The sequence below is a fragment of the Gemmobacter nanjingensis genome (assembly GCF_014652195.1).
GTDB classification, from domain to species: Bacteria; Pseudomonadota; Alphaproteobacteria; order Rhodobacterales; family Rhodobacteraceae; genus Gemmobacter; species Gemmobacter caeni.
In genome coordinates this window covers 166,704-192,177 of the sequence record NZ_BMYI01000001.1, presented here as the reverse complement: position 1 = coordinate 192,177, position 25,474 = coordinate 166,704, and the positions used below count along the sequence as shown (strand labels likewise).

The following is a 25,474-nucleotide window of genomic DNA, read 5'->3' as shown; positions in this document are numbered from 1 at the left end:
GGTTCCTGCAAACACGAGGCCCGCACATGCTGATCCTTGAATGCCCCTATTGCGGCGTGAAGGCCGAGGAAACCGAACTCTCGCCCGGTGGCGAGGCGCATCTGAAACGCTTCGGCCCCGGTTCGACCGGCGAGGAATTCGAAGCCTACATGTTCGCCCGCAAGAACCCGAAGGGCGTGCATTTTGAACGCTGGCGCCATGCCTATGGCTGCGGCAAGTGGTTCCTCGCGGCGCGCTGCACCGCGACGCTGGAGGTCTTCGGTACCTATTCCGCCCAGACCACCGAGCCGCCCGCCGAAATCGTCGAGAAGATCAAGGCCAAGCGGCCGGACTGGAAGGGCACCAAATGAGCACCCGTCTTGCGAAGGGCGGCCGTCTGATCGACCGGACGGCGCCTTGCGAATTCACCTTCAACGGCAAGCGCCTGAAGGGCTTTGGCGGCGACACGCTGGCCGCGGCGCTGCTGGCCAATGATCAGATGCTGGTTGGCCGGTCGTTCAAATATCACCGTCCGCGCGGCATCGTGGCCTCGGGCGCGGAAGAGCCGAACGCGCTGGTCAACATGGGGCAGGGCGGCCGGTTCGAGCCGAACCAGCGCACCACCACGACCGAGCTGTTCGATGGCCTGACCTGCACCTCGCAGAACCACTGGCCGAGCCTGGAATTCGACGTCGGTGTGGTGAACAACTATGCCAGCCGCTTCCTGCCCGCCGGGTTCTATTACAAGACCTTCATCCATCCGCGTTTCGCGTGGAAGCACATCTTTGAACCCGTGGTCCGTCAGTCGGCGGGTCTGGGTAAGGTGCCGAAGGACCGTGATGCCGACCGTTACGAACAGGCCTATGCCTTCTGCGACATCCTCGTGGTGGGCGGCGGGATTGCCGGTCTTCAGGCGGCGCTGACGGCGGCGAAGGCGGGCAAGCGCGTCTGGCTGGTGGAACAGTCCGCCCATTGGGGTGGCCGCGCGCCGGTCGATGGTATCGAGATCGAGGGCCAGCCCGCAGAGGTCTGGGTGAAGAACGCCGTTCAGGCCCTTGAAAGCATGGAGAATGTGACGCTCCGAAGCCGTTGTATGGCGGCGGGGTCTTATGACCACGGCTATGTGCTTTGCGACGAGAAGGTCGCTGATCACACGCCGGGCGACGGGCGCCCGCGCCACCGGCTGTGGCGTCTGCGCGCCGGGCAGATCATCGCGGCGACGGGCGCCATCGAACGGCCGCTGTCCTTCGCGGGCAATGACATTCCGGGCGTCATGCTTGCGGCGGCGGTGCGCGATTACCTGATCAACTGGGCCGTCGCGCCCGGCGACCGCACGGTGATCGTGACCAACAATGATGACGCCTATCGCACCGCCATCGCGCTGAAAGAGGCGGGGCTGGAGGTGCCGGTGGTGCTGGACGCCCGTGCCAGCGTGACGGGTGAACTGCCCGCGAAGGCCCGCGCCATGGGCATCCGGGTCGAGGCGGGCAAGGCCATCGCCAAGGTGAAGGGCGGCAAGCGCGTCACCGGCGTCGCCATCTGCGCGCAGGTCGGCCAGGGCTCGGTTCTGGAAGAGATTGCCTGTGATGCCGTCGCCATGTCGGGCGGTTGGTCGCCGGTCGTCCACCTGTGGAGCCATTGCGGCGGCAAGCTGCGCTGGGACGAGGCGCAGGCGCAATTCGCCCCCGACAAGGCCCGACCGCCGCTGAACCATGATGGTGCTGCGCTGGTGGTGACCGCTGGTGCGGCCTCGGGGGCGCTGTCAGCCGCCGATGTGCTGCTGGACGCCACTGACGCCGCTGGTGGCGGTATGGCCCCCGTGGCCACCGCCCCGCAGGAAGCGGCGATGGAGCCGGTCTGGATCATGCCGCAGGGTGCGCCGGTCGATCTGCGCATGAAGATGTGGCTGGATTACCAGAACGACGTCAAGGTCAGCGACGTGCAACTGGCCGCGCGCGAGGGCTATACCTCGGTCGAACATACCAAGCGTTACACCACGCTGGGCATGGCAACCGATCAGGGCAAGCTCAGCAATATCAACGGTCTGGCGGTTCTGGCCGACAGCCTGTCGGCCCCGGTGCCGCAGGTTGGCACCACGACCTTCCGCCCGCCCTATACGCCCGTGACCATCGGCGCGTTGGCGGGCGAGGCGCGGGGTGAGATCTTCCAGCCGCTGCGCACGACGCCGATCCACGCCTGGCACCTGTCCCAGAACGCCTATATGGAACCCGTCGGCCTGTGGCAGCGCCCCTATTGCTATCCGCGCGCGGGCGAAACCCATGAACAGGCGGTCCACCGTGAGGTGAAGAACACCCGCACCAATGTGGGCCTTCTGGATGCCTCGACCCTTGGCAAGATCATCGTCAAGGGGCCGGATGCAGGCAAGTTCCTCGACATGCTGTATACCAATGTCATGTCGAACCTCGGGATCGGCAAATGCCGCTATGGCCTGATGTGCAACGAACAGGGCTTCCTGTCCGATGACGGCGTGGTTGCGCGCATCGACGAGGATACCTGGCTTTGCCACACCACCTCGGGCGGGTCGGATCGCATCCACGCCTGGATGGAGGACTGGCTGCAATGCGAATGGTGGGATTGGCAGGTCTATACCGCCAATGTCACCGAGCAATATGCCCAGATCGCCGTGGTCGGCCCCAACGCCCGCAAGGTGCTGGAGAAGCTCGGCGGCATGGATGTCTCGAAAGAGACCTTGCCATTCATGCAATGGGCCGACGGCACGCTGGGCGGCTTCAACGCACGGGTCTATCGCATCTCGTTCTCGGGCGAATTGTCCTATGAGATCGCGGTTCCGGCCAGCGAAGGCCGCGCCTTCTGGGATGCGCTGCTGGCGGCGGGGGCCGAGTTCGGCATGATGCCTTACGGCACCGAGGGGCTGCACGTCCTGCGCGCCGAAAAGGGCTTCATCATGATCGGCGACGAAACCGATGGCACGGTGATCCCGCAAGACCTGAACCTCGGCTGGGCGATTTCCAAGAAGAAGGCCGATTATCTGGGCAAGCGCGGGCAGGAACGGCCCTATCTGGCCAATCCCGACCGCTGGAAGCTGGTGGGTCTGGAAACGCTGGACGGATCGGTCATCCCCGATGGCTCTTATGCGCCGGCGCCGGGCTTCAACGCCAATGGCCAGCGCAATACGCAGGGCCGCGTAACCTCCACCTATTTCTCGCCGACGCTGGGCAAGGGCATTGCCATGGGTCTGGTGAAAGGGGGCCTGACGCGGCTCGGCGAGACCATCGAGATGACGAAGCTCGACGGTTCGACCATGCAGGTGAAGATCGTGGACCCGGTGTTCTACGACAAGGAAGGGGAAAAGCAGAATGTCTAAGGTTGCAAGCGCCCTGGGCGGTGCCCGCTTCGACGGCTTCGCCTCTGTCCGGGAAATCGGCCCGCTGGGCATGATCACCCTGCGCGCCAAGCCTGATGTACCGGGTCTGGCGGCGGCGGTGACCGCCGTCACCGGCACCGCGCTTCCCGCGCAGCGCCGGATCGAGGTGGCGGGTGACAAGGCCGCAGGCTGGATGAGCCCTGACGAATATCTGCTGATCGTCCCCTATACCGAGGTGAAAGCCGCGCTGGCCACGCTGGCAGAAAAGCTGGCCGGCCAGCATCATCTGGCTGTGGATGTGTCGGACGCGCGCGCGGTGTTCCGGATTGAAGGCACGCAGGCGGCCGAGGTGCTGATGAAGCTCGCGCCGGTTGATCACGCGACGCTGGCGCCGGGCGAGTTGCGCCGGACCCGCTTGGCGCAGGTGGCGGGTGCCTTCTGGGCGGATGAGACGGGCTACAGCCTCGTCTGCTTCCGCTCGGTCGCGGGCTATGTGATGGGCCTTCTGTCGCATTCCGCCACCAAGGGCGCAGAGCTGTTCTGACCCGCTCACTTTGCAGTTGACAGATCCGGGGCATTCATGCGCTACAGGTTGTAGGCGCGTGTATGCCCCGGAGTTACCAGATTGTTTTCACGATGTTTTGTCGGGCTGATGATCAGCCTCTGCGCGGCCCTGCAGGCAAATCACGCCCGGGCCGCAACACCCCCCGTGATCTATGGCTGCGAGGTGACGGCGAAAAACCGGCTTGCCCTTGCCAAGAACCCGCTGTTGATCATGTTCGATCCGGCCAACAAGGTTGTGCTGGCCATGGACCCGCTGATCCATTCGGTTACCGGCGGTTCAGGGGTCACGGCGCAGGTGGTGCGTGACACGCCGAAAGATCTTGTGCTGCGCTGGACGCTGAAAGGCGTGCGTGACAACCGCTCCGCCCGGTCCGATCTGCGCTACGAGGCCAGGATCGGCCGCAAGGATGGCAGCCTGCGCCTGACCATCGTGCCCGAAGCCTATCCGGGCAGCTATTCCTATCGTGGGCATTGCGAGGTGGTTCGCGACAAGCCCGGCAAGCGCCCGAAGAAGTGATGTCCTTCTGCACCGGCACGCCGGTGCGAGGCGCCCGTACGGCGGGGCGACTGTGGTGCCGTGTGTCAGACTTGGGAGTAAGTCATGCGTAACGTGTTTGGTATTGCGGCGAGCGTCATGTTGCTGGCCGCAGGGGCGGCTCAGGCCGCGCCGCAGGCGTTGATTTGCACGCAGAAAGTGTCAAATTACGAATGGGTGATGCCGGAAATCCTTTTCATCCTGGATGAAGCGCAGGGCAGCGCGCAGGTCTACGATGGCGTCATCGCGCACTTTGTCGGGAAGAAGCCGATTCCTGCCAAACTGAAGGCGGATGGCGATACCGTCACCTGGGATGTGCGTGTGCGCGGGAGCAAAACGGCCCGGACGGGTACCATCATGTACACCGCCACCTTCAGCAAGGATCGCCGCAAGGTCTCCCTGTTTGGTGCCCCGCGTGGTTACGACAATTCCACCAATGTGCGCGGTACCTGTAAGGTGCTGAAGGACGAACCTGCGAAGAAACGCAAGAAATAATCTTCCTTTCAGGCCAAGCATGACTGTTTCAAGGGTATATGGAGAGTAACATGCGGAAAATATTCGGTATTGCGGCCGCGGTCGCCCTGATTTCCGGCTTTGCCGGGGGGGCGCATGCGGCGGACCCGGTGACGGTTTATTGCACGACTGGCAAGCAAACCAAGGGCTCTCCCATTCCGCCGGACATGATCATCCAGATCGTTCCGGGAACAGGTGTGGCGGTGGTGGCCGACGGGCTTACCCAAAAGGTCACCGGCGGTTCGGTGAGTGCCAAGGTCACGCAGGACGATGACCGTCAGGCCACGTTCAAATGGGAAGTGCGTGGCGCCAAGGGACGGAATGCCCGCAACGCCAGCCTTGCCTTTACCGGAACGCTCATCAAGGCGACGAATGAAATTCGCCTTTCCGTGATTCCGCGGGGCTTTGACAATCGCTTTACCTCGCGCGGCCAGTGCGAGGTTCGCGCGGACGCGCCGAAGAAGCGCAAGAAGTGATCCGCCCTCCCGCCGGATGAAGGACAGGGTTTTTGTCGGGAACCGGGAGGTGCCCCTTGACCTTGTTCCTTTGGGGGGCCTTATTGGCCCCGACGGCAATCTTCTCGAACAGGAGTGACTCCCATGGCTTTCACGCTTCCCGATCTTCCCTATGCCCATGACGCGCTGGCCGCGCTCGGCATGTCGAAAGAGACGCTGGAGTACCACCACGACCTGCACCACAAAGCTTATGTCGACAACGGCAACAAGCTGATCGCGGGCACCGAGTGGGAATCGAAATCGCTCGAAGACATCGTGAAGGGCACCTATCAGGCCGGCGCCGTGGCGCAGAACGGCATCTTCAACAATGCCTCGCAGCACTGGAACCACAACCTGTTCTGGGAAGTGATGGGCCCGGGTGAGGACAAGAAGATCCCCGGCGCGCTGGAAAAGGCGCTGACCGAGGCTTTCGGTTCGGTCGCAAAGTTCAAGGAAGATTTCGCCGCCGCCGGCGCGGGCCAGTTCGGCTCGGGCTGGGCCTGGCTGGTGAAGGACAAGGACGGGTCGCTGAAGGTCACCAAGACCGAGAATGGCGTGAACCCGCTTTGCTTCGGCCAGACCGCGCTGCTGGGCTGCGACGTGTGGGAACATTCCTACTACATCGACTTCCGCAACAAGCGCCCGGCCTATCTGACCAACTTCCTTGACAAGCTGGTCAACTGGGAAGCGGTTGCTGCCAAGCTCTGATCTTTTCGGGATCATGCGCAGGCCCGTCGGGGAAACCCGGCGGGCCTTTTCTGTGCCGGTTTCAGTGCCGGTGGGTGGCGGCAGCCCGCGCGGCTTCCTCATAGATGCCTGACAGCAGGTTCAGCGTGCGCGCGGCTTCGGCCAGACGGGCGGCGAAACCCGGCACATTGCCGATCGCCTCGATCAGCAGACGGCGGCGCAGTGTGCCGTAATCATCGGTCACCTGGCGGCCCTGGTCCGTCACCTCGTAGGTGACGCCCGCACGGCCCGAGCCCTTGCGCTCCACCAGACCGGCGCCGATCAGCTTGCGCAGCGAATATTGCATGTTCGGCACGTCGTCGCGGTTCATCAGCCGGGCGAGGTCCTTCAGGCTTTTGGGCCGGTCATTCATGCGGATGATGTGCAGCATGGCGTTTTCCGGCCCGGTTGCCGCCACGTCGCAGACCGAGGCGAGGCATTCCGACTGCCAGCGCCCGAATCCCTCGAAGGCGCGCATCAGGGCAAACTCCAGCTCGGTCGCATCGACTTCGGCGGCGCTGGCGGCAAGGTGCCAGCGCAGGTCCAGGCGGGTGTCGGCGTCATCGCTTTGAGCTTGAAGGGTTTTCTTCGCCATTGGTTTTCCGTCATCCATACCGGCAGCATGGGACGGCAAAACCGTTGACGCAATGCGATTTTAAGATAGACTTTCAATCATAAAATAAATCCTAAACCAACAGGGACCGCTGACATGCCGCAACACCCGATGCTCTCGGGCGATCGCTTTCGCCTTGGCACTTTCTCGACCAACTGCTCGTCGGGCATGACGCCGACGAAGATTGCCGAACGCTGGGACAATTCCTGGGACAACAATCTTGAACTGGCGAAGATGCTCGATGCCGCCGGCATCGACTTCATGCTGCCCATCGCCCGCTGGATCGGCTACGGCGGCGAGACCGATTTTCACGGTGGCGTGCTGGAAACGATGACCTGGGCGGCGGGTCTGCTGGCCTCGACGAAGAACATCGCCGTCTTTTCCACCATCCACACCACCGCCAACCATCCGGTCGTCGTGGCGAAACAGATCGCCACCATCGACCAGATCGGCCATGGACGCGCCGGGCTGAATATCGTCGCGGGCTGGAACAAGCCGGAATACGAGGCGCTGGGTCTGGACCTGCCCGACGATCACGAAACCCGCTACGGCTATGCGCAGGAATGGTTCGATCTGGTGAAGAAGCTCTGGTCCTCGGATGAGCATTTCGACTGGAACGGCAAGTATTTCAAGGCAAAGCGCGTGAAGGGCGATCCGAAGCCGCAGCGCGGTTCTGTGCCGATTCTCAATGCGGCGGGCAGCCCGCAAGGCCGCGCCTTCGCCACCGACAACGCCGATTTCCTGTTCACCCCGGCCATCGACCTTGAGCGGTCAAAGGGCGAAATTGCCGATCTGAAGGCGCAGGCCGCCGCCAAGGGCCGCAAGGTCGAGGTGCTGACATTCAGCCATGTGATCTGCCGCCCGACCGAGAAGGAAGCGCAGGACTGGCTGCATTACACGGCGGTCGAGAATTGCGACAAGGAAGCCGTGGACAATCTGGTGAACCTGCAATTCGCCCATGCCCACAGCTTCCCGCATGACCTGCTGGCGCAGATCAAGCACCTGTTTGCCATGGGCCATGGTGGCTTCCCGCTGGTCGGAACCCCCGATCAGGTGGCGGCAGGCATCGTGAAGCTGCACGAAACGGGCTTTGCAGGCACCACGCTCAGCTTCGTCGATTACATCAAGGAATTCCCCTATTTCCGCGACGAGGTTCTGCCGCGTCTGGAAAAGGCCGGCATTCGCTGATCTTGCCCTAACCCCTGACTGGTCCGGCCTCGCGCCGGGCCTTTCTTTTGAGGGCGGGGACAGGCCAGATTTTCCCGAAACGCTCTAGGCAAGCCCGCGCGCCTCGCGCATGCTGGCCCTGACGCGCCTGTGGAGGGGAAGATGCTCACCATCGCCCGACTGGAAACCTTTTCCAACGAATTCGTCTGCTTCGTGCGGGTGACCGCGCAGGATGGCTCTTACGGTTGGGGGCAATGCGCGCCCTATAACGCCGACATCACGGCAGCCATTTTCCACCGCCAGATCGCGCCCTGGGCGCTTGGCTGGCCGGTGGCCGAGGCGGCTGAACTAGGCACCCATATCCTGACGATGGAACACAAATACCCCGGCAGCTATCTGCAACGCGCGCTGGCGGGGCTGGATACCGCGCTCTGGGATCTGCGGGGGCGGGTGGCGGAACAGCCGGTGGTGGCGCTGATCGGCGGGCGGCCGGGCAGGGTGCGGCTTTACGCCAGTTCGATGCGCCGCGACATCCAGCCGGATCTGGAGGCGGAACGTCTGGCGCGTCTTTGCGGCGAACAGGGTTTCACCGCCGCGAAATGGCGCATCGGGGCGGAATGCGGTGCTGACCGTGACCAGTGGGAGGGGCGGACCGAGGTCATCATCCCCACCGTCGCAGCGCGTCTGGGGCAGGGTATTGATATGCTGGTCGATGCCAATTCCGGCTTCAGCCTGCCGCGCGCCATCGAAGTGGGCCGCAGGCTGGAAGATAATGGCGTCGCCCATTACGAGGAGCCCGTTGCCTGGTGGGATATCGACGCCACTCGCGCGGTGACCGAGGCGCTGGAGATCGACGTGACCGGCGGCGAGCAGGATTGCGACATGGCCCAGTGGCAGCGCATCGTCGCAGCTCCGGCGGTGGATGTGGTGCAGCCGGACATCCTGTATCTTGGCGGCCTCACCCGCACGCTCGATGTCGCGCGGATGGCCGCCCACGTGGGCCTGCCCTGCACACCCCATGCCGCGAACCTGTCGCTGGTCACCATCGCCACCGCGCATCTGTTGCGTGCAGTGCCCAATGCCGGGAAATACCTCGAATTTTCCATTGAGGGCGATGATTACTACCCGTGGCAACGCGGGCTGTTCGAGGGCGATCCCTTCCGCGTCACCGACGGTCAGATCGAAGTCACCGACGCCCCCGGCTGGGGTGTCGAACCCGCTGCTGCATGGCTCGCGCAGGCCGGGCACCGCGAAACCTCGACCGAGGGCTACGCCCCCTCCGCCTACAACCGCCTCTATCACGGGCAAAGCTGACCCGGATCATTTTCTGTCCGCAAATATCCCGGGGGAATCGCGCGGCACGCGCGATGGGGGCTGGCCCCCGATCCGGCCGACACCCCGCGTCAGGCTTGGCTTTTGCCGCATTTCCCGGCATCAAGCGCGCTGGACCGAAGGACAGGACCATGACGCAAAGATTCGGCTTTCAGCTGCACGCCACCGATGGCCGCGCCCGCACCGGCGTGATCTCCACCCCACGCGGCGAGATCCGCACCCCCGCCTTCATGCCGGTCGGCACCGCAGCAACGGTGAAGGCCATGCTGCCGGAATCGGTGCGCGCGACAGGGGCCGACATTCTTCTGGGCAACACCTACCATCTGATGCTGCGCCCCACCGCCGAACGCATCGCGCGTCTCGGGGGCTTGCACAAGTTCATGAACTGGGACCGCCCGATTCTGACGGATTCCGGCGGCTTTCAGGTGATGAGCCTCGCCAGCCTGCGCAAGCTGACCGAAGAGGGCGTGCGCTTCTCCAGCCATGTCGATGGTTCCAAACACATGCTGACACCGGAACGCAGCATGGAAATCCAGTGCCTGCTCGGCTCGGACATCGTGATGTGTTTCGACGAATGCCCGGCGCTGCCCGCGACCGAGGACGAGGTGGCGAAATCCATGCGCCTCTCGATGCGGTGGGCGCAGCGCTCGCGCGACGCTTTCGGTGACCGGCCGGGCCATGCGCTGTTCGGCATCATGCAGGGGGGCGTGACGCCCGAACTGCGCGAGGAAAGCGCTGCGGCGCTGAAATCCATCGGCTTTGACGGCTATGCCGTGGGTGGCCTTGCCGTGGGCGAGGGGCAGGAGGCGATGTTGGGTGTTCTGGACTATGCGCCGGGCTATCTGCCCGAGGACAAGCCGCGCTATCTGATGGGCGTGGGCAAGCCCGATGACATCGTGGGGGCGGTGGAACGTGGCATCGACATGATGGATTGCGTGCTGCCCTCCCGCTCTGGCCGTACAGGTCAGGCCTGGACCCGGCGCGGGCAGGTCAATATCAAGAATGCCCGCCATCAGGATGATCCGCGCCCGCTGGACGAAAACTGCACCTGCCCGGCCTGCCGCAGCTACAGCCGGGCCTATCTGCACCATGTTTTCCGCGCGGGTGAGATGATTTCCGGCATGCTGCTGACCTGGCACAACCTGCATTATTATCAGGAGCTGATGCAGGGCCTGCGCGATGCCATTGCTGAAGGCCGGATGGCCGCTTTTGTCGCCGATTTCCACGCCCGGCGTGCCGAAGGCGATATCGACCCGCTGTAAACCCGCTCCGGTGCCCGCATCGGGTCGCCCCACAAAGGTACCGATCCGGCCAATGTTACCGGCACCGCGGTTGACAGTTCCATGACAGCCCCCCAGATATGGAGGCCAGAGGGGGAAGCCAGGGCTGCCGATGGTCGGGGCCGGGGTCTTCCTGCCAGAGGAAGGAAACGCGCATGAGCGATATTCACACGCAAAGCTTCCCGGTCCTGCCGCTGCGCGACATCGTGGTGTTCCCGCATATGATCGTGCCGCTGTTCGTCGGACGGGACAAGTCGGTGCGTGCGCTGGAAGAGGTGATGGCCGAAGACCGCCAGATCCTGCTGTCCAGCCAGATGGACCCGACAATTGACGACCCCAGCGCGGAAGGCATCTACCGCACCGGCGTGCTGGCGAATGTGCTGCAACTGCTCAAGCTGCCCGATGGCACCGTGAAGGTGCTGGTCGAGGGCAAGACGCGGGTGCGCATCACCGAATTCCTGACGAACGACTCGTTCTTCGAGGCCCGTATCGCACCGCTGGAGGAAACCCCCGGCGACATCGACGTGGTGGAGGCTCTGCTGCGCGCCGTGGCCGAGGAATTCGAACGCTACGCCAAGATCAAGAAGAACATCCCCGAAGAGGCGCTGGCCGCCGTTTCGGATACCCGCGAACCTGCGCGTCTGGCTGACCTTGTCGCCGGGCACCTAGGGGTTCCGGTCGCCCAGAAGCAGGAGCTTCTGGAAACGCTCGACGTGGGTGAGCGGATGGAGAAGGTCTATGGCCACATGCAGGGCGAAATGTCGGTTCTGCAAGTGGAGAAGAAGATCAAGTCCCGCGTGAAGAGCCAGATGGAGCGCACGCAGCGCGAGTACTATCTGAATGAGCAGATGAAGGCCATTCAGAAGGAGCTGGGCGACGGCGAGGACGGCCAGAACGAGCTGAACGAGCTGGAAGAACGCATCCGCAAGACCGAGCTGTCGAAAGAGGCGCGCGAAAAGGCCGAGGGCGAGCTGAAGAAGCTGAAGTCCATGAGCCCGATGAGCGCCGAGGCGACGGTGGTGCGCAACTACCTCGATTGGCTCCTGGGCGTGCCGTGGGGCGTGAAGTCGCGCGTCAAGAAGGATCTGGGCGCCGCCCAGAAGGTGCTGGATGCCGACCACTACGGGCTTGAGAAGGTCAAGGAACGTATCGTCGAATATCTGGCGGTGCAGGCGCGCTCGACCAAGCTGAAAGGCCCGATCCTGTGCCTCGTCGGCCCGCCCGGCGTCGGCAAGACCTCGCTGGGGCGTTCGGTCGCCAAGGCGACGGGGCGCGAGTTCATCCGCATTTCCCTTGGCGGGGTGCGCGACGAATCGGAAATCCGCGGTCACCGGCGCACCTATATCGGCTCGATGCCCGGCAAGATCATCCAGGCGCTGAAAAAGGCCAAGACGACCAACCCGCTGATCCTGCTCGATGAAATCGACAAGATGGGCCAGGATTTCCGGGGTGATCCGGCGTCGGCCATGCTGGAGGTGCTGGACCCGGAACAGAACGCGACCTTTGTCGACCACTATCTTGAGGTGGAATACGACCTGTCCAACGTGATGTTCCTGACCACGGCCAACAGCTACAACATGCCGGGGCCGCTGCTGGACCGGATGGAGATCATTTCTCTGGCCGGCTATACCGAGGATGAAAAGCGCGAGATCGCGCGCCAGCATCTGCTGCCCAAGCAGGTGGAGGCGAACGGTCTGAAGAAGGGCGAGTTCAGCATTACCGATCCGGCGCTGAACGACGTGATCCGCTACTACACCCGTGAGGCGGGTGTGCGGAATCTTGAGCGCGAGATCGCGAAACTTGCCCGCAAGGCGGTGACCGACATTCTCAAGAAGAAGACGAAAACCGTCGAGGTGACGCCCGAGAAGGTGGGTGAGTATCTGGGCGTGCAGCGTTTCCGCTATGGTCTGGCCGAGAAGGAAGATCAGGTGGGCGTGGTGACGGGGCTGGCCTGGACCAGCGTGGGCGGCGATCTGTTGCAGATCGAGGCACTGAAGCTGCCGGGCAAGGGCCGGATGAAGACGACCGGGAAACTGGGCGATGTGATGAAGGAATCGATCGACGCGGCGTCGAGCTATGTGCGCTCGATCAGCCCCGATATCGGGGTGAAGCCGCCGAAGTTCGAATCGCTCGACATCCACGTTCACGTTCCTGACGGTGCCACGCCGAAAGACGGGCCTTCGGCCGGTCTGGCCATGGTGACGGCCATCGTCTCGGTCCTGACCGGCATCCCGGTCCGCAAGGACATCGCGATGACCGGCGAGGTGACGCTGCGCGGCAATGCCAGCGCCATCGGGGGTCTGAAGGAGAAACTGCTGGCGGCGCTCAGGGGCGGCATCAAGACCGTGCTGATTCCCGAGGAGAACGAGAAGGATCTGGCCGAGATTCCTGACAATGTGAAGGAAGGGCTCAAGATCATTCCCGTGACCCATGTGCGCGAGGTCCTGGCACAGGCGCTGGTGCGTGCACCCGAGCCGGTGGAATGGGACGAGGCCGCCGAGGAGGCTGCCGCTGCCGCAGCGGCCGCCAAGGCCGGGCCGCAGACCGGGCAGGTTGCCCACTGAACCCAAAAGGGCGCGGGAAACCGCGCCCTTTTTTCTGGCAATATTGTTGCCTTGTGGCGAACGGTTCCTGCCACATGTTTCCAGAACAGAAATTCTGCCCTATTGTCGCGGCACAAGTCGAGTCCATGGGGAAAATATGGCCACGAAACCCTCTGACGCTGCCAAGGCGGCACCCAAACGCACCAAGAGCACCGGCACCGCGACACGCAAGCCCGCCGCCGTCGCGAAGGCAAAGGCAGCCCCCAGGGCGGCCGCCGAAACTGCCGCGCCCGATGCGGTGACCACGGCTGCGCCCGCCGCCAGGCCTGCGGGTGAGACGCTGAAAGTGCAGCGCCTTGTGGCCGAGGTTGCCGCCGCGACGGGCGCGAAGAAGCCGGTGGTGAAAAGCGTCGTCGAGGCCGCGCTGGCCCGGATCGGCGAGGCGCTGTCGCAGGGGCAGGATCTGAACCTGCCGCCGCTGGGCAAGGCCAAGATCGGCCGCCAGAAGGGCACGGCCGGTGACGAGATGATCGTGATCAAACTCAAGCGCGGCGGTGGAAAAACTTCGGACAAAAAAGATGTGACAGAGGGGGTTGCAGAGGCCGAAGACTGAGGCTAAACACCGGCCTATCGGGCGATTAGCTCAGCGGTAGAGCGCTTCGTTCACATCGAAGATGTCAGCGGTTCAAATCCGTTATCGCCCACCATTATTCGGAAAAGCACGGCTTCGGCCGTGCTTTTTCATTTTGCAGTTGAGTGGCCGGAAGTCGCGTTCGTGCCCCTTGCACCGGCTGCCACGATCCGTTAGGTCGTGCGCAGGGCGGGCGGTTAGCTCAGTTGGTAGAGCGTCTCGTTTACACCGAGAATGTCGGGGGTTCGAGTCCCTCACCGCCCACCATTCCCCGTACCCGGTGGCAGACGGCAAGGGCAGGGCAGCCGTTCAGGACACGAGCGACTGGTTCCACAGCGCGACGATCTGCGTGGCAAGCTGCATCGGATCGAAGGGCTTCACGATCACATCCAGCGCACCGGCCTCGATGAACTGCCGGACATCGGAATGCTGTGCCTTCGCGGTCATGAAGATCGCCGGGGTGGCGGCAAACTGCGGCATGGCGCGCAGCGCCAGCAGGGTTTCCTCGCCTGTCATGCCTGGCATCATCACATCCAGCAGAAACAGGTCGGGGTTTGCCGCAGCCGCCCCCGCCAGAGCCTCTTGCCCCGAGGAGAACTGGATCACCTCCAGCCCACCGACCATTTCAAGCGCGATCAGGGCGATTTCACGGATATCCGGGTCATCCTCGACATGCATGACTTTGGGCAGTTGCGGCATCTTGTTCCCTTCGGGCCTTCGTCAGGCGACAGAACGCAGCACGGCGCTGCGCGGCAGGTCAATGTAGAATGTGGTGCCGGCGCCGACCTCGCTGGTAAAGGAAATGCGGCCGCCGTGTTTGGTGACAATGGACTTCGCGATGCTCAGCCCCAGCCCGGTGCCGATGCGCGAACGGTCGGTTTCGGTATGGGCCTGGACGAAGCGCGCAAACAGGGTCTGGTGCGCCTCCGGCGGGATACCGGGCCCGCGGTCTGTCACGCTGAGCCGGACGCCTGTGGCGGTTTCGCTGACCGCCAGATCCACCCATTGCGCCCGGGGGGAGAATTTGACCGCATTCGACAGCAGATTGGTCAGAACCTGCAACATGCCGTCGCGGCTGACCTCGGCGATGACCGGCGCGCGCGTGCCGACATAGCGCAGCTTGACGCCGTATTCGAGGCCATATCCCGCATTGGCGGCGACGGCTTCTTCGGCAAGTGCGACCACATCCAGCGGTGCGATGTTGAGCTCCATCATGTCGGCGTCGAGCTTTTCGAGGTCGAGCAGGTTGTTGATAAGCCGCAGCAGGCGGTCAACGTTGCGCAGCGCGACCTCGACCATATTCGCGGCCTTGTCGGGCAGGGCGCCAAGAACCCCGGAGTTGATCAGGTTCAGCGAGCCCTTCACCGAGGTCAGCGGCGAGCGCAGCTCGTGGCTGACGGTGGCGACGAATTCGGCGCGATTGCGCTCGGCGCGCTTGCGTTTGGAGATGTCGCGCACCACGGCGATGAAGCGCGACTTGCCGTCAAGCGTGCGTTCCTGCTGAAGGTTGATCTCAACCGGATGACCACGCCAGTTGGCCTCGTGCAGGATGGAATCGACCTCGCCCGACAGAAGCGGTGCGACACGGGCGCGAAACTTCTCTTCATCGAAGGGCTGGATCAGATCGACCAGACGCTTGCCGCGCACCTGTTCCGGCGTCAGGTCCATCGAGGCGAGCGAATGCTTGTTGAGATACAAAAGCTCCAGCGTATCGGCTGAGAAGATGTAAACCTCGTCGCGCAGGCGGTCGATCATCGCCCGTTCCTGCAATTCGGCCTGAAGCAGCTTGGATTGCGTGATATCGGTGCGCAAACTGACGCTGCGGCGCAGCTTGCCTGCGCGATCCATGACCGGCACGATGGTCGTGCGGGTCCAGATCAGGCTGCCGTCCTTGCGCCGGATGCGGGTTTCGCCGAACCAGGTCCGGCCTTCCTGCATGAAGATGTCGAGGTCAGGCGGCGAATCCTCACGGCTGACCAGAAGCGTGTCGCGGAACTGCAAGCCGACCAGTTCTGATGGGGCATAGCCGGTCGCGGCCGCAAGCGTGCTGTTGGCATAGGCAATTCCGCCATCGGCATTGGTAATATTGATCATCACATGCGCATCCACGGCCTTCAGATCGGCCTCCAGATCCTCGATGCGCAGTTTCAGGTTGTCAGATTCGGCCTTGCTGGACCGGCACTTGAGGGCGAAGGCCAGCAGGATGGCAAACACGGTCAGCGCGAAAATGGCACGTTCCAAGGGAAAACCGTCCAGATTCTCCCTGAGCGACAACAGGCTCTGTTGCAGAAACTCGTACATATGTAATTCCTCTTTAGATGATCGCGCGTCCTGTCGGCCGGGTAGTCACCGTCTCAGAATTCCTGGTTATTGGAGCGTAAACTTGTCGGAAACTGTGGCGTTTTTGGGATTCTAATCCGATATCTCCAAGGCAGCCGGGCATTTGCCTGCCGGCGCTGGGGCCTCACCCGGCACAAGCCCTTGTTTTTGGCGGCGGGTTTGCGCGCATGATCTCAAGGCAGCGGGCGGCGACATTGCTCAGCGTGGCGCTGGATTTGATGAAGCTTTCCAGCACCCGCGGATCGGAGCGCCGCTGTGCATCGGCAGTAAGCGTGACAACCGGAACGCCCGGCTGCCAGATCGCGACATCCCGCAGAAGATCCCTGCCATCGCCCGTTTCCAGCCCCCAGCCCAGCACGACGAGGTCGAAATTGGTCTCGGACAGCAGCTTGCGGGCGCTGCTTTCGTTCAGGGCATTGGTCAGCCTCGCCTCCGCTCCGAAGGCGGTGGCCAGCAACGCCGAAACCTCGGTATCGGATTCGACATGCAGCACATGCGCAGGCTGCCCGGTTCGGGGGCCGTTACCTTCAGGCGGGGCAGGCGGATGTTCGTCCGGCGTTTCCAGCGGCAAGGTGAACCAGAAGGTCGTGAGCACGCCGGGCTCGGACCGGAAGTCGATCTGGCCGCCCATCTGTTCCACGATGCGCTTCGCGATATGCAGTCCCAGACCGGAGCCTTCGGCCTCGCGGTTAGCGGAACTGTCGACCTGCGAGAACGGCTTGAACATCTGTTCGCGGAAACCGGGGGGGATGCCTTTCCCGGCATTGCTGACGCTGACCGTCACATATTTCGGGCCACGTTCCAGCCGCACGTCGACCTGGGCGCCGCGTGGCGAAAATTTGGCCGCGTTGGACAGCAGGTTTGCCATGACCTGATGGAACCTGTTCTCGTCCAGCCGGACAATGGCGCCGGGCGAATCCGCGACCAGCCGGTACGCCACGTCGAAGCGGGTGGCGAAGGGCTGGTTGACCAGAATGGTGTTCCTGATCAGGGCCGATATGTCGCTGGTCACGAGTTCGGGGCGCTGCAACATTCCGTCCAGCTTTTCCATGTCCAGAATGTCGTTCACCAGATGGATCAGTCGGTCGCAGTTCTTCTGAGCGATCGTCAGCATCCGTTTCGCCGGATCGGGAATCCCGGCTGCCATGGTGTTCAGCAGCAGGGACAGCGAACCGTTGATCGAGGTGAGCGGGGTGCGCAGTTCATGGCTGACGGTCGAGACGAACTGCTTCTTCATCTCATCCAGTTGCCGCTGATCCGTCACATCGGTCTGCACCCCGATCAGACGCCAGGCCCGCCCGGTTTCGTCCCGGTCCTCACCCACCGCGTTGGAGCGCATCCAGCGCCAGCTTCCGTCATCCATGCGGATGCGGTATTCGCTGACCGACCTTTCGGCCCGGCCTTCGATACAGGCCTGATCCGCCTCCTGCACGGTTTGCAGATCATCGGGATGAATGCGTTGCAGCCACAGCGCCTGCGCCTCGGTCGCGGCCTCGTTCCCCAGCCCCAGAAGGTCGAGCCAGGTGCGCGAGACGACGGATTTTCCGCTGTGCAGGTCGATGTCGAACACACCGATGCGCGCCCCGGTCAGGGCAAGATCCAGCCGGTGCTGCGTGGTCCGCAGCTGATCCGAAATGCGGCGCACCTCGGTGATGTTGCGCATCACCACGGTATAGCGGCGGCGGCCATCGCTGTTGCGCCAGGGGTTCACCTGCACATCCAGCATCAGCGCCTGACCGTCGCGTGATTCCGCAGCCAGTTCGCCGCGATAGGTGGTCGGCAGTTCAGATTTCCGCGGAAGCGAGAAATACTCGTCCAGTTGCCCACGCAACAGCGTCGAGAAGGGCTTGCCCAGAATCTCGTGCTCGTCCAGTTGCAGAAGCCGCAGCAGAGCATCGTTGACCCGCAACACGTTTCCGGCATCGTCCAGCAGGGCGATCTTGGTCAGGGCGGTTTCGATGATCGAGCGGTTTTCCTCGACCTGCGTCGCCAGTTCGCGGGTCCGGCGGGCGACGGTGGCGCGTACCAGCTCCTCTCGGCGCATCACCGAAATCAGGAACACCGCCAGCAGCGTTGAGAACGACAGGCCGACCAGCAGCACGCTCAGCGACTCGATATTCCAGAGCCGGGCCTCCAGCGCGGGCGTGCTTTCCCAGACCACGGTCCAGGTCTGGCCGTAGATGTTCAGCCGCTCGACATAACGGAACTTCGGTTGTGCGCTTGCCGGCGCGCTGCTTTGATAGAACTTCTGAGCCTCGGCAATATGCGGGCCGTCGTAAAGCGAGATCCGGGTCTGCGGATTGGTATGATCCAGAAGCGTGGCCATCATCCTGTCGACGATGATCGGCGCATAGATCCAGCCGACGAAATGCCCGCGGCGCCCCATGACCGTGGGCGGGGTTCCCGGCAGGTCATAAAGCGGGGCAAGCAACAGAAAGCCGGAGCCCTTTTTCTGATCCTGCACCAGCGTGACCGGACGGCTGATGGTGACGCGCCCGGTATCGCGGGCGGTAATCGCGGCCATGCGGCGGTTTTCCTCGGCGGCGACGTTCAGGCCACGCGCGGCGCTGTTCCATTCGATCGGTTCGACATATTTGATCACGAACATTTCTTCGTCATCGCGCGGCGAGGTGATGTGCATGTCCTCGATGCCGTCGGCCCGCGACTTGGCAAGGAAAGCCTCGCCGCCGCCCGGCGGCACCGGAACGATGAAGCCAAGCCCCGTCAGCCCGTCACGTTCGGCATAGGCGGCCGCGAAATCGCGCCAGTCCTGGGCCGTCACCTCGTTCGAGGCCTGAAACAGACCAACGCCGCCGCTCAGCCCGTAGGTGAACATTTCCAGCCGGTGCCGCAGGGCATGGGCGGAATCGCGCGCCAGCATTTCAAACTGCGCCTCGTCACTTTGATTGCCAAGGCGCGAGACCTGATGCCAGGCGATGAACGTGGCCAGTACCGAAAGCGCCAGATAGAAGATCGCCTGTCCGCTGAAGCGTGGCATCGGCGTGCCGCGCCAGTAGAGGACGGGCAGGCGGCTCCACGGCCCAAGCAGGGCCACCGGAATCGCCAGCAGCGCGCCGATCACATTGCCCATCCACCAGATCGACCAGTGCCAGCCCATCGCGGCAGGCACATCGGGGGTGGTGACCTTGATCAGCAGGACTACGGCCGTCGGAAGGATGGTGCTGGTAACCGGAATGACCACAAGCACTGCGAACAGGATCTGTCGTGCGCGATTCAGCCGGAGCGGAAAGCCGAACAGCCAGATCAGCGCCCCGGCTCCCGCAACGGCCTGCAAGGCCGAGGCCCCGGCCTGGATCAGCATGGAGGGCAGCCGACCGTCACCGCCGACATTGGCATAGCCCATGCCGGCAATCAGCATCTGACCAGCCAGCGCGCCGCAGAACACGGCAGGCCAGCACCGCAGGCCAAGAACCAGCAGGCTGGCGACCGCCACGCCGGTACCGCGCAGCACCACGACATCCGGCTCTCCCGACGGGGCAAGCAGGACACCCGTCAGGCAGAAGGCCGCGACGAGCAGCGTCAGCGGGACGAGGCTGGTAATCGGTGCAAGGCCAAATATATTACCCTGTATGGAAGGCGAGGCGTTCTGGTCGTTTCGGGTCATGCCGAACTTCTTGTCTTGGGCGTGCAGAGCATACACGCCCTGATTGCGGTCTGAAAGCTCCGGTTTCAAGATTTGCCGCTTCATGTCTCTGGGGAGGCATAAATCTGGCATTTCTGCGGTATTCCGGGCGGGCGGGAAAATCCCGGAAATTTGTACCACTCTGCCATATTGTGGCCGCAAATACACACAATTTTCAGGAGAGTAAGTTGAGACATCTGTCCGGCCATGTGTGCTGGCGGGCAGATGCGAAAGCATCCCTCTGGCTGGGCACAATCCGATGAGACTACTTGCTGTCGACGATGACGCGCTGATCCTCGAACTTCTCAAGACCACGCTTCAGGCGAATGGTTACGGGAATATCGTGACTGCTGGCGATGCAAAGGAAGCGGCCGAGATCATCACCAAATCCACCGAGCCGTTCGATGGGTTTCTGCTGGATATCATGATGCCGGGCGTGACCGGGATCGAGCTGGCCCGCTGGATTCGCAAGATCCCGCAATATCAGACCGCGCCGATCCTGATGATCACCTCGATGAGCGAAAAAACCTTCATCGACGCCGCGTTCAAGGCCGGGGCGTCGGATTACGTCACCAAGCCCTTCGATCCGGTCGAAGTGGTGACGCGCGTGCGTCTGGCCGAGCGCCAGTATCAGAGCACGCGGCAGGTGCGCGAAAGCAGCCTTCAGATCAAGGCGCTGAACGCGCAGCTTGAGGAACGGTATCGTGCCGCTCTGTCCGAGCCCGTGGTGCTGGAAGATGTGGACGGGCTGATCGACTACATGGCGTTGCAGAATTACCTTCTGCAGTTGTCGCGCGGCGATTTCTTCGCAACCAGCGTGCTGGCCATGCGGATCGTCGATGTCGGCGACATCTATACCCGCTGCTCGCCCATGCTGTTCCGCGATATCCTTGCCGATGTCGCGGAATGTGCGCTGTCGGCGCTGGCACAGACCGAATGCATCATGGCCTACGCGGGCAACGGCGCCTTCGCCGGTGTCATCGCCTTTGCGGAACAGCACGATTTCGACGACATTGAAATGATGATCAATGTGCTGATCGACCAGCTGGACCTGATCGACGACAAGCAGCAGCCCATCGAGGTGCGCGTGGCGGTCGGCAAGCCGATTTCCGTGGGCATCACGAAATCGGGCCGCGATGCCGTGGCCAAGATGCAGCGCGCGGTCGAGGATCTGACCTGGAACCAGCCGAAGCCGGGCGTGCGCCATGCCCGTCCGTCGACGGCCCGCAGCCTGTTCTCGCGCGTTTTCTCGATGGCATTCTGACGGTCGCAAGAGGAGCGCCATGCAACAGGCCGAAATCATCGCCCGCAAGATCGCCGAAATCCGCCCGCGGTTTCTGGCCGATCTTTCGGCGCGGCTGGATCGGTTTGACGCGCTGCGCGACGAGATCGACAGCGCGGCCGATGCGCGCCCGCTGCTGGACGAACTGATGCAGGGCGCGCACCGTATCGCCGGGCTTGCGGCGACCATGGGGTTCGGGGATCTGGGGCAGCTCTCGCGCCAGACCGAGCTGGCGATTCAGAGCCACCGCAGCACCAGCGCCCTGCGTCCCCCTGCGGCGCTTCTGGATGAAATCGACGATCTTTTGGGCGAAATGGCCCTGATCGTGCAGGGCTGAATCGCCGGGCTTCCGCCCCGGCAGGTTTCCCGACCGGAGCACATGGCGATTGCAGGCGAGAGGGTGTCGTTTGGACATCTTGTCGCAGGAGGGGATCGTGATATCCCTGAAGACGGATCTCGGGCGGGCAGGGGTGCGCCGTCCCGGCCTCCGTCGGCGCCGGATGTCCCCGGTTCCGTCCCTCCTCCTCCTGAAAGGACATCCGGCATGACCACCTATGTGCTGACCGTGCAGTGCGAATCCCGTCGCGGGATCGTTGCGGCGGTTTCCACTTTTCTTGCGAACAGCGGCTGCAACATTACCGATTCCGCGCAATTCGACGATGCGCTGACCGGCAAGTTCTTTGCCCGCATCAGCTTCCGTCCCGAAACCGGCGCCGCGCTGGCTGCGCTGCGCGAGGGCTTTGCCGCCGTGGCAGAACCCTTCGCGATGGACTGGGCAATCCACGATCAGGCCGAGCGCATGAAGGTGCTGCTCATGGTGTCGAACTTCGGGCACTGCCTGAACGACCTGCTGTATCGCTGGCGCATCGGCGCGCTGCCCATCGACATCGTGGGCGTGGTGTCGAACCACATGACCTATCAGAAGGTCGTGGTGAACCATGACCTGCCGTTCCATTGCATCAAGGTCACGAAGGACAACAAGCCGCAGGCCGAGGCGCAGCTGATGGCGGTGGTCGAGGATACCGGGGCCGAGCTTGTGGTGCTGGCGCGCTACATGCAGGTGCTGTCGGATGCGCTGTGCAAGAAGATGTCGGGCAAGATCATCAACATCCACCACTCCTTCCTGCCGTCCTTCAAGGGCGCCAATCCCTACAAGCAGGCTTACGAACGCGGCGTGAAGCTGATCGGTGCGACGGCGCATTATGTCACCGCCGATCTGGACGAAGGCCCGATCATCGAACAGGACATCGTGCGCATCACCCATGCGCAAAGCGCCGAGGATTACGTCAGCCTTGGCCGCGATGTCGAGGCGCAGGTGCTGGCGCGGGCGATCCATGCCCATATCCACCACCGTTCCTTCATGAATGGCAACAAGACCGTGGTCTTCCCGGCCTCGCCGGGGTCTTACGCCTCGGAACGGATGGGCTGAGGCTCAGCCGCCCAGACCGTAGCGCCGCATCTTGTCGTTCAGGGTGCGGCGCGGCAGGCCCAGATGATCGGCCACCCGCAGGGTATTGCCGCGAAAACGGTCCAGCGCGGCGGCAATCTCGCGCGCCTCGAAGGCCGCCACCCGGTCTGCCAGCGTGGTATCGGGCAGGGCGGGCGTGTCGTCGGCGCGCAGATCCAGCAGGCCCAGCGCAAAGGCTTCCGCCGCCGCCTTCAGCTCGCGCATGTTGCCGGGCCAGCCGCGCCGGAGCAATTCGCGTCGGAAGGCCCAGCCCGGCTCCGGGTCGGGGCGGCCATAGCGGCGTGCGGCAAGCTGGGCGTAATGGCTGAAGATCAGCGCGATATCCTCGCCGGTTTCGCGCAAGGGTGGCGTGGCGATCTCGGCGCCTGCAAGGCGGTAAAACAGATCGGGGCGGAAACTGCCCGCCTGTGCCGCCGCCCGCAGATCGGTTTTCGATATGGCGATCACCCGCAGGTCCAGCGCCCGCGCAGTTACCTCGCCCAGCCGCTCGACGCTGCGTTCCTGAAGCGCGCGCAGAAGCTTTGCCTGTGCGGGGGGCGCCAGCGCCTCCACCTCGTCAAGGATCAGCGTGCCACCCTGCGCTGCCTCCAGCTTGCCGGGGCGGGCGGGGCCGGCGCCGGGAAAGGCGCCTTCGGCATGACCGAACATCAGGGTTTCCACCATGCTGTCAGGCAGGGCGGCGCAGTTCACCGCGACATAGGGGCCGCGCGCGCGCGGGCTGCCGTCATGCAGGGCGCGGGCCACAAGTTCCTTGCCGGTGCCGGTCTCACCAGTGATCACCACGTCAATATCCAGCGGCGCCAGCGCCGCGATGCGATCACGCAAGGCGCGGATGGGGCGGCTTTCACCAAGGATTTCCGGCCCGTCCCCGGCCAGCGCACCTTGCAGCCGCGCCACCTCGGCCCGTGTGGCCCGCGCCGCCAGCGCCCGCGCGATGACCATGACGAGATGCGCCGCATCATAGGGCTTTTCCAGAAAATCCTCGGCCCCGGCCCGGATCGCCTCTACCGCATGCACCACGTCGCCGTGGCCGGTCAGCATGATGACCGGCAGATCCCGTTCCGGCAGGGCCTTCACCGCGCGCAGGAACGCCATGCCATCCATGCCCGGCATCCGCAGATCGGTGAGGATCAGCGCGGGCGTCGCGGTGTCCAGCGCAGCCAGTGCGGCTGTCGCGCTTGAAAAGCCCTGCGGCGCATGGCCCGCCGCATCCAGCAGATCGCAAAGCGCGGCAAGGTGATCGGTGTCATCCTCGACGATGAACAGGGGCGCGGGGGTCATGCGGCGGCCTCGGCAGTTGCGGCGGGCAGGGTGACGGTGACCTCGGTGCCGCGACCGGGTTCCGAGGCCAGCGTCAGCGCGCCGCCGAACTCGCCAACGATGGCGCGACAGATCGACAGGCCAAGGCCCAGCCCCGCGCCGCCGGGCTTGGTGGAAAAGAACGGCTCGGCCACGCGGGGCAGATCCTCGGGCGCGATGCCGGGGCCGGTGTCGGTGACGCGGATGCGGACGGTTTCGCCCGTGCTGTCCAGCGTCACGGTGATCGCGGCGGTCGTGCAGCCTTCCACCGCGTCCAGTGCATTCAAAAGCAGGTTCACCACCACCTGTTCCATCCGCACCACGCCCGCCATCACCAGTTGCGGCACATCCGGTGCCACGAAAACCGGGTTGACCCCGACGGCACGGGCGCGCGGCGTGACCAGTTCGATGGCCGAGGCGATGACCGGGCCAAGATCGGTCAGCCGCCGCTCGCCCGGCTCTTTCCGGCCAAAGCTTTTCAGATGCTTGATGGTGCGCTGCATGCGGCGGATCAGACCCTTGGCGGTGGCGAGGCGCGGGGCGGTGCGGCTTTCACCGGCGGGCAGCGTGATTTCCGCCGCCGTCAGCGTCGCCTCCATCGCGGCAAGCGGCTGGCTGATCTCATGCACGATGGCGGTAGACATGCGGCCAAGGGCAGCCATCTTCTCGGCATGGATCAGGCCTTCCTGCGCCGCGCGCAGGTCGTTCTCGGCCTGCCGACGTGCCTCGACCTCGCGCGCCAGATCGGCGGTGCGTTCCGTCACCATCGCCTCCAGCCGTTCCGATTGCGACAGTCGTAGCGCGAGGATCTGCCGCCGCTGCTGCCAGACCATCGCGGCCCCTGCCAGCGCCAGTGTTGCCAGGGCCGCCACCGCCGCCCAGACGGCGGCCATGGCGGTGATGGTGGCGGAAGGGGTGGCGGCGATCAGGCGCCAGCCTTCGGCGGGCAGAGGGGCGTCGCGGCCGATCCAGCCCGCGCCGCCCAGAAAGCCGTCCGGCGCATCGGCGCGCAACAGGGGCGTCGTCCCGGCGGGATCGGTGCCGACCCAGGTGCGTTCGCGTGCGACCCTGTCCAGAACAGGCTGCGGCAGCGGCGAAAGCGGGCGGTAGAGCCAGTCTGCGCGGCCCGAGAGAAACACCATGCCATCGGCATCCGCCAGCGCGGTTTCCAGCCCGGCAGCCTGCCATGTCGCTTGCAGGGGGCGCAGGTCGATCTTGACCACCAGCACGCCCCGGCGCGGGCTGTCGATCCGGCGCGACAGGAAATAGCCAGGAATGCCGGTGGTCACGCCGATTGCATAGAACTGGCCCTGACCCCCTGCCATGGCATCGCGGAAATAGGGACGGAAGTTATAGTCCTGTCCGACAAAGCTTTCCGGCCGGTTCCAGTTCGACGCGGCGATGGTGCGGCCATTGGCGGCGATGAGGTAGATATCGGCCCCGGTATGGGCGGCAATGCGTTCCAGATACAGGTTCGCGTCGCCAATCCCGGCGGGATCGGCCAGCGCGGCACGGATGCGCGCATCCTCGCCCGCCACATCGGGCAGCGCGCGGAAGCGGCCGATCTCTGCCTCCACTGCGCGGGCCGTCAGCAAGAGCGATTGATCCAGCCGCCCGGCTGCCGCCCGGTAGCCCAGCCGCTCCGCCGCCGCAAAGGTCAGCGCGGCTGCGAGGATCGCAGCAAGGACGGGCAGCAGGATCGGGCGGGGGGACTGCATC

At 64.0% G+C, this 25,474-nt stretch carries 21 protein-coding genes and 2 tRNA genes; 17 read left to right on the top strand and 6 right to left on the bottom strand.

Features of this window, described 5'->3' with window-relative positions; translation table 11 throughout:
- The first annotated feature begins 26 nt into the window (after window positions 1-26).
- From IE126_RS00970 to IE126_RS00940, 7 genes are all read left to right on the top strand, one after another.
- Window positions 27-350, top strand: a complete 324-nt coding sequence (locus IE126_RS00970) for a sarcosine oxidase subunit delta (RefSeq protein ID WP_054303765.1) — start codon at window positions 27-29, stop codon at window positions 348-350.
- Entirely contained in the window at window positions 347-3,325 is a 2,979-nt protein-coding gene (locus IE126_RS00965; RefSeq protein ID WP_189379931.1) for a sarcosine oxidase subunit alpha family protein, read from the top strand. Before IE126_RS00970 ends, IE126_RS00965 begins: the two co-directional genes overlap by 4 nt.
- On the top strand, window positions 3,318-3,869 hold the full coding sequence (locus IE126_RS00960) for a sarcosine oxidase subunit gamma (protein ID WP_054303763.1): 552 nt from the start codon (window positions 3,318-3,320) through the stop codon (window positions 3,867-3,869). Before IE126_RS00965 ends, IE126_RS00960 begins: the two co-directional genes overlap by 8 nt.
- 81 nt (window positions 3,870-3,950) lie before the next feature.
- Complete coding sequence (locus IE126_RS00955; protein ID WP_189379930.1) at window positions 3,951-4,406, top strand: hypothetical protein; 456 nt, start codon at window positions 3,951-3,953, stop codon at window positions 4,404-4,406.
- A gap of 84 nt (window positions 4,407-4,490) precedes the next feature.
- Window positions 4,491-4,919 (top strand): hypothetical protein, encoded by a 429-nt coding sequence (locus tag IE126_RS00950; RefSeq protein WP_189379929.1) that lies wholly within the window; start codon window positions 4,491-4,493, stop codon window positions 4,917-4,919.
- A 50-nt stretch (window positions 4,920-4,969) separates the two neighbouring features.
- Window positions 4,970-5,413 (top strand): hypothetical protein, encoded by a 444-nt coding sequence (locus IE126_RS00945; protein WP_189379928.1) that lies wholly within the window; start codon window positions 4,970-4,972, stop codon window positions 5,411-5,413.
- Window positions 5,414-5,536: 123 nt separating this feature from the next.
- Entirely contained in the window at window positions 5,537-6,139 is a 603-nt protein-coding gene (locus tag IE126_RS00940) for a superoxide dismutase (protein ID WP_189379927.1), read from the top strand.
- A 61-nt stretch (window positions 6,140-6,200) separates the two neighbouring features.
- On the opposite strand, the gene IE126_RS00935 is transcribed toward IE126_RS00940, so the two are convergent.
- On the bottom strand, window positions 6,201-6,752 hold the full coding sequence (locus tag IE126_RS00935) for a winged helix DNA-binding protein (RefSeq protein WP_229825142.1): 552 nt from the start codon (window positions 6,750-6,752) through the stop codon (window positions 6,201-6,203).
- A gap of 114 nt (window positions 6,753-6,866) precedes the next feature.
- Between IE126_RS00935 and IE126_RS00930 the strand changes: the two genes are divergently transcribed.
- The 7 genes from IE126_RS00930 to IE126_RS00900 all read left to right on the top strand — a co-directional run bounded on the left by IE126_RS00930 (window position 6,867) and on the right by IE126_RS00900 (window position 13,990).
- Window positions 6,867-7,958: an LLM class flavin-dependent oxidoreductase gene (locus tag IE126_RS00930; RefSeq protein WP_054303758.1), complete on the top strand. Its 1,092-nt coding sequence runs from the start codon at window positions 6,867-6,869 to the stop codon at window positions 7,956-7,958.
- A gap of 141 nt (window positions 7,959-8,099) precedes the next feature.
- Window positions 8,100-9,251 (top strand): mandelate racemase/muconate lactonizing enzyme family protein, encoded by a 1,152-nt coding sequence (locus IE126_RS00925; RefSeq protein WP_189379925.1) that lies wholly within the window; start codon window positions 8,100-8,102, stop codon window positions 9,249-9,251.
- Window positions 9,252-9,400: 149 nt separating this feature from the next.
- Window positions 9,401-10,531, top strand: coding sequence for a tRNA guanosine(34) transglycosylase Tgt (gene tgt / locus IE126_RS00920; RefSeq protein WP_189379924.1), 1,131 nt, complete (start codon window positions 9,401-9,403; stop codon window positions 10,529-10,531).
- 173 nt (window positions 10,532-10,704) lie between these two features.
- Complete coding sequence (lon, locus tag IE126_RS00915) at window positions 10,705-13,113, top strand: endopeptidase La (protein ID WP_054303755.1); 2,409 nt, start codon at window positions 10,705-10,707, stop codon at window positions 13,111-13,113.
- 136 nt (window positions 13,114-13,249) lie between these two features.
- Window positions 13,250-13,705, top strand: coding sequence for an HU family DNA-binding protein (locus IE126_RS00910; RefSeq protein ID WP_108130519.1), 456 nt, complete (start codon window positions 13,250-13,252; stop codon window positions 13,703-13,705).
- Window positions 13,706-13,724: 19 nt separating this feature from the next.
- Window positions 13,725-13,799, top strand: a tRNA-Val gene (locus tag IE126_RS00905).
- A 115-nt stretch (window positions 13,800-13,914) separates the two neighbouring features.
- A tRNA-Val gene (locus tag IE126_RS00900) sits at window positions 13,915-13,990 on the top strand.
- A gap of 42 nt (window positions 13,991-14,032) precedes the next feature.
- On the opposite strand, the gene IE126_RS00895 is transcribed toward IE126_RS00900, so the two are convergent.
- The 3 genes from IE126_RS00895 to IE126_RS00885 all read right to left on the bottom strand — a co-directional run bounded on the left by IE126_RS00895 (window position 14,033) and on the right by IE126_RS00885 (window position 19,688).
- Window positions 14,033-14,422 (bottom strand): response regulator, encoded by a 390-nt coding sequence (locus tag IE126_RS00895; protein ID WP_054303753.1) that lies wholly within the window; start codon window positions 14,420-14,422, stop codon window positions 14,033-14,035.
- Between the two features lie 21 nt (window positions 14,423-14,443).
- Entirely contained in the window at window positions 14,444-16,024 is a 1,581-nt protein-coding gene (locus IE126_RS00890; RefSeq protein WP_189379923.1) for an ATP-binding protein, read from the bottom strand.
- Window positions 16,025-16,187: 163 nt separating this feature from the next.
- Window positions 16,188-19,688: a CHASE domain-containing protein gene (locus tag IE126_RS00885; RefSeq protein ID WP_189379922.1), complete on the bottom strand. Its 3,501-nt coding sequence runs from the start codon at window positions 19,686-19,688 to the stop codon at window positions 16,188-16,190.
- Window positions 19,689-19,965: 277 nt separating this feature from the next.
- On the opposite strand from IE126_RS00885, the gene IE126_RS00880 reads away from it, so the two are divergent.
- From IE126_RS00880 to purU, 3 genes are all read left to right on the top strand, one after another.
- A complete protein-coding gene (locus IE126_RS00880; protein ID WP_054303750.1) occupies window positions 19,966-20,970 on the top strand; it encodes a response regulator in 1,005 nt (334 codons plus the stop codon).
- 19 nt (window positions 20,971-20,989) lie between these two features.
- Window positions 20,990-21,325 carry an Hpt domain-containing protein gene (locus IE126_RS00875; protein ID WP_054303749.1) on the top strand — a complete coding sequence of 112 codons (336 nt, stop codon included), beginning with the start codon at window positions 20,990-20,992 and terminating at the stop codon, window positions 21,323-21,325.
- A gap of 207 nt (window positions 21,326-21,532) precedes the next feature.
- Window positions 21,533-22,417, top strand: a complete 885-nt coding sequence (gene purU / locus IE126_RS00870; protein WP_054303748.1) for a formyltetrahydrofolate deformylase — start codon at window positions 21,533-21,535, stop codon at window positions 22,415-22,417.
- A 3-nt stretch (window positions 22,418-22,420) separates the two neighbouring features.
- On the opposite strand, the gene IE126_RS00865 is transcribed toward purU, so the two are convergent.
- Together IE126_RS00865 and IE126_RS00860 are read right to left on the bottom strand one after the other, a co-directional pair.
- Window positions 22,421-23,737 (bottom strand): sigma-54-dependent transcriptional regulator, encoded by a 1,317-nt coding sequence (locus IE126_RS00865; RefSeq protein ID WP_189379921.1) that lies wholly within the window; start codon window positions 23,735-23,737, stop codon window positions 22,421-22,423.
- Window positions 23,734-25,473 (bottom strand): sensor histidine kinase, encoded by a 1,740-nt coding sequence (locus tag IE126_RS00860; RefSeq protein WP_189379920.1) that lies wholly within the window; start codon window positions 25,471-25,473, stop codon window positions 23,734-23,736. Before IE126_RS00860 ends, IE126_RS00865 begins: the two co-directional genes overlap by 4 nt.
- Window position 25,474 lies beyond the last annotated feature (1 nt).

Excerpts from the sequence above, each read along its gene's own strand:
- IE126_RS00970 (WP_054303765.1), top strand. The coding sequence starts at position 27 with ATGCTGATCCTTGAATGCCCCTATTGCGGCGTGAAGGCCGAGGAAACC.
- IE126_RS00910 (WP_108130519.1), top strand. The coding sequence starts at position 13,250 with ATGGCCACGAAACCCTCTGACGCTGCCAAGGCGGCACCCAAACGCACC.
- IE126_RS00940 (WP_189379927.1), top strand. The coding sequence starts at position 5,537 with ATGGCTTTCACGCTTCCCGATCTTCCCTATGCCCATGACGCGCTGGCC.
- IE126_RS00865 (WP_189379921.1), bottom strand. The coding sequence starts at position 23,737 with ATGACCCCCGCGCCCCTGTTCATCGTCGAGGATGACACCGATCACCTT.
- IE126_RS00950 (WP_189379929.1), top strand. The coding sequence starts at position 4,491 with ATGCGTAACGTGTTTGGTATTGCGGCGAGCGTCATGTTGCTGGCCGCA.
- IE126_RS00965 (WP_189379931.1), top strand. The coding sequence starts at position 347 with ATGAGCACCCGTCTTGCGAAGGGCGGCCGTCTGATCGACCGGACGGCG.
- IE126_RS00890 (WP_189379923.1), bottom strand. The coding sequence starts at position 16,024 with ATGTACGAGTTTCTGCAACAGAGCCTGTTGTCGCTCAGGGAGAATCTG.
- IE126_RS00945 (WP_189379928.1), top strand. The coding sequence starts at position 4,970 with ATGCGGAAAATATTCGGTATTGCGGCCGCGGTCGCCCTGATTTCCGGC.
- IE126_RS00880 (WP_054303750.1), top strand. The coding sequence starts at position 19,966 with ATGAGACTACTTGCTGTCGACGATGACGCGCTGATCCTCGAACTTCTC.
- purU (WP_054303748.1), top strand. The coding sequence starts at position 21,533 with ATGACCACCTATGTGCTGACCGTGCAGTGCGAATCCCGTCGCGGGATC.
- IE126_RS00875 (WP_054303749.1), top strand. The coding sequence starts at position 20,990 with ATGCAACAGGCCGAAATCATCGCCCGCAAGATCGCCGAAATCCGCCCG.
- IE126_RS00860 (WP_189379920.1), bottom strand. The coding sequence starts at position 25,473 with ATGCAGTCCCCCCGCCCGATCCTGCTGCCCGTCCTTGCTGCGATCCTC.
- IE126_RS00925 (WP_189379925.1), top strand. The coding sequence starts at position 8,100 with ATGCTCACCATCGCCCGACTGGAAACCTTTTCCAACGAATTCGTCTGC.
- lon (WP_054303755.1), top strand. The coding sequence starts at position 10,705 with ATGAGCGATATTCACACGCAAAGCTTCCCGGTCCTGCCGCTGCGCGAC.
- IE126_RS00930 (WP_054303758.1), top strand. The coding sequence starts at position 6,867 with ATGCCGCAACACCCGATGCTCTCGGGCGATCGCTTTCGCCTTGGCACT.
- IE126_RS00960 (WP_054303763.1), top strand. The coding sequence starts at position 3,318 with ATGTCTAAGGTTGCAAGCGCCCTGGGCGGTGCCCGCTTCGACGGCTTC.
- tgt (WP_189379924.1), top strand. The coding sequence starts at position 9,401 with ATGACGCAAAGATTCGGCTTTCAGCTGCACGCCACCGATGGCCGCGCC.
- IE126_RS00885 (WP_189379922.1), bottom strand. The coding sequence starts at position 19,688 with ATGACCCGAAACGACCAGAACGCCTCGCCTTCCATACAGGGTAATATA.
- IE126_RS00935 (WP_229825142.1), bottom strand. The coding sequence starts at position 6,752 with ATGGCGAAGAAAACCCTTCAAGCTCAAAGCGATGACGCCGACACCCGC.
- IE126_RS00895 (WP_054303753.1), bottom strand. The coding sequence starts at position 14,422 with ATGCCGCAACTGCCCAAAGTCATGCATGTCGAGGATGACCCGGATATC.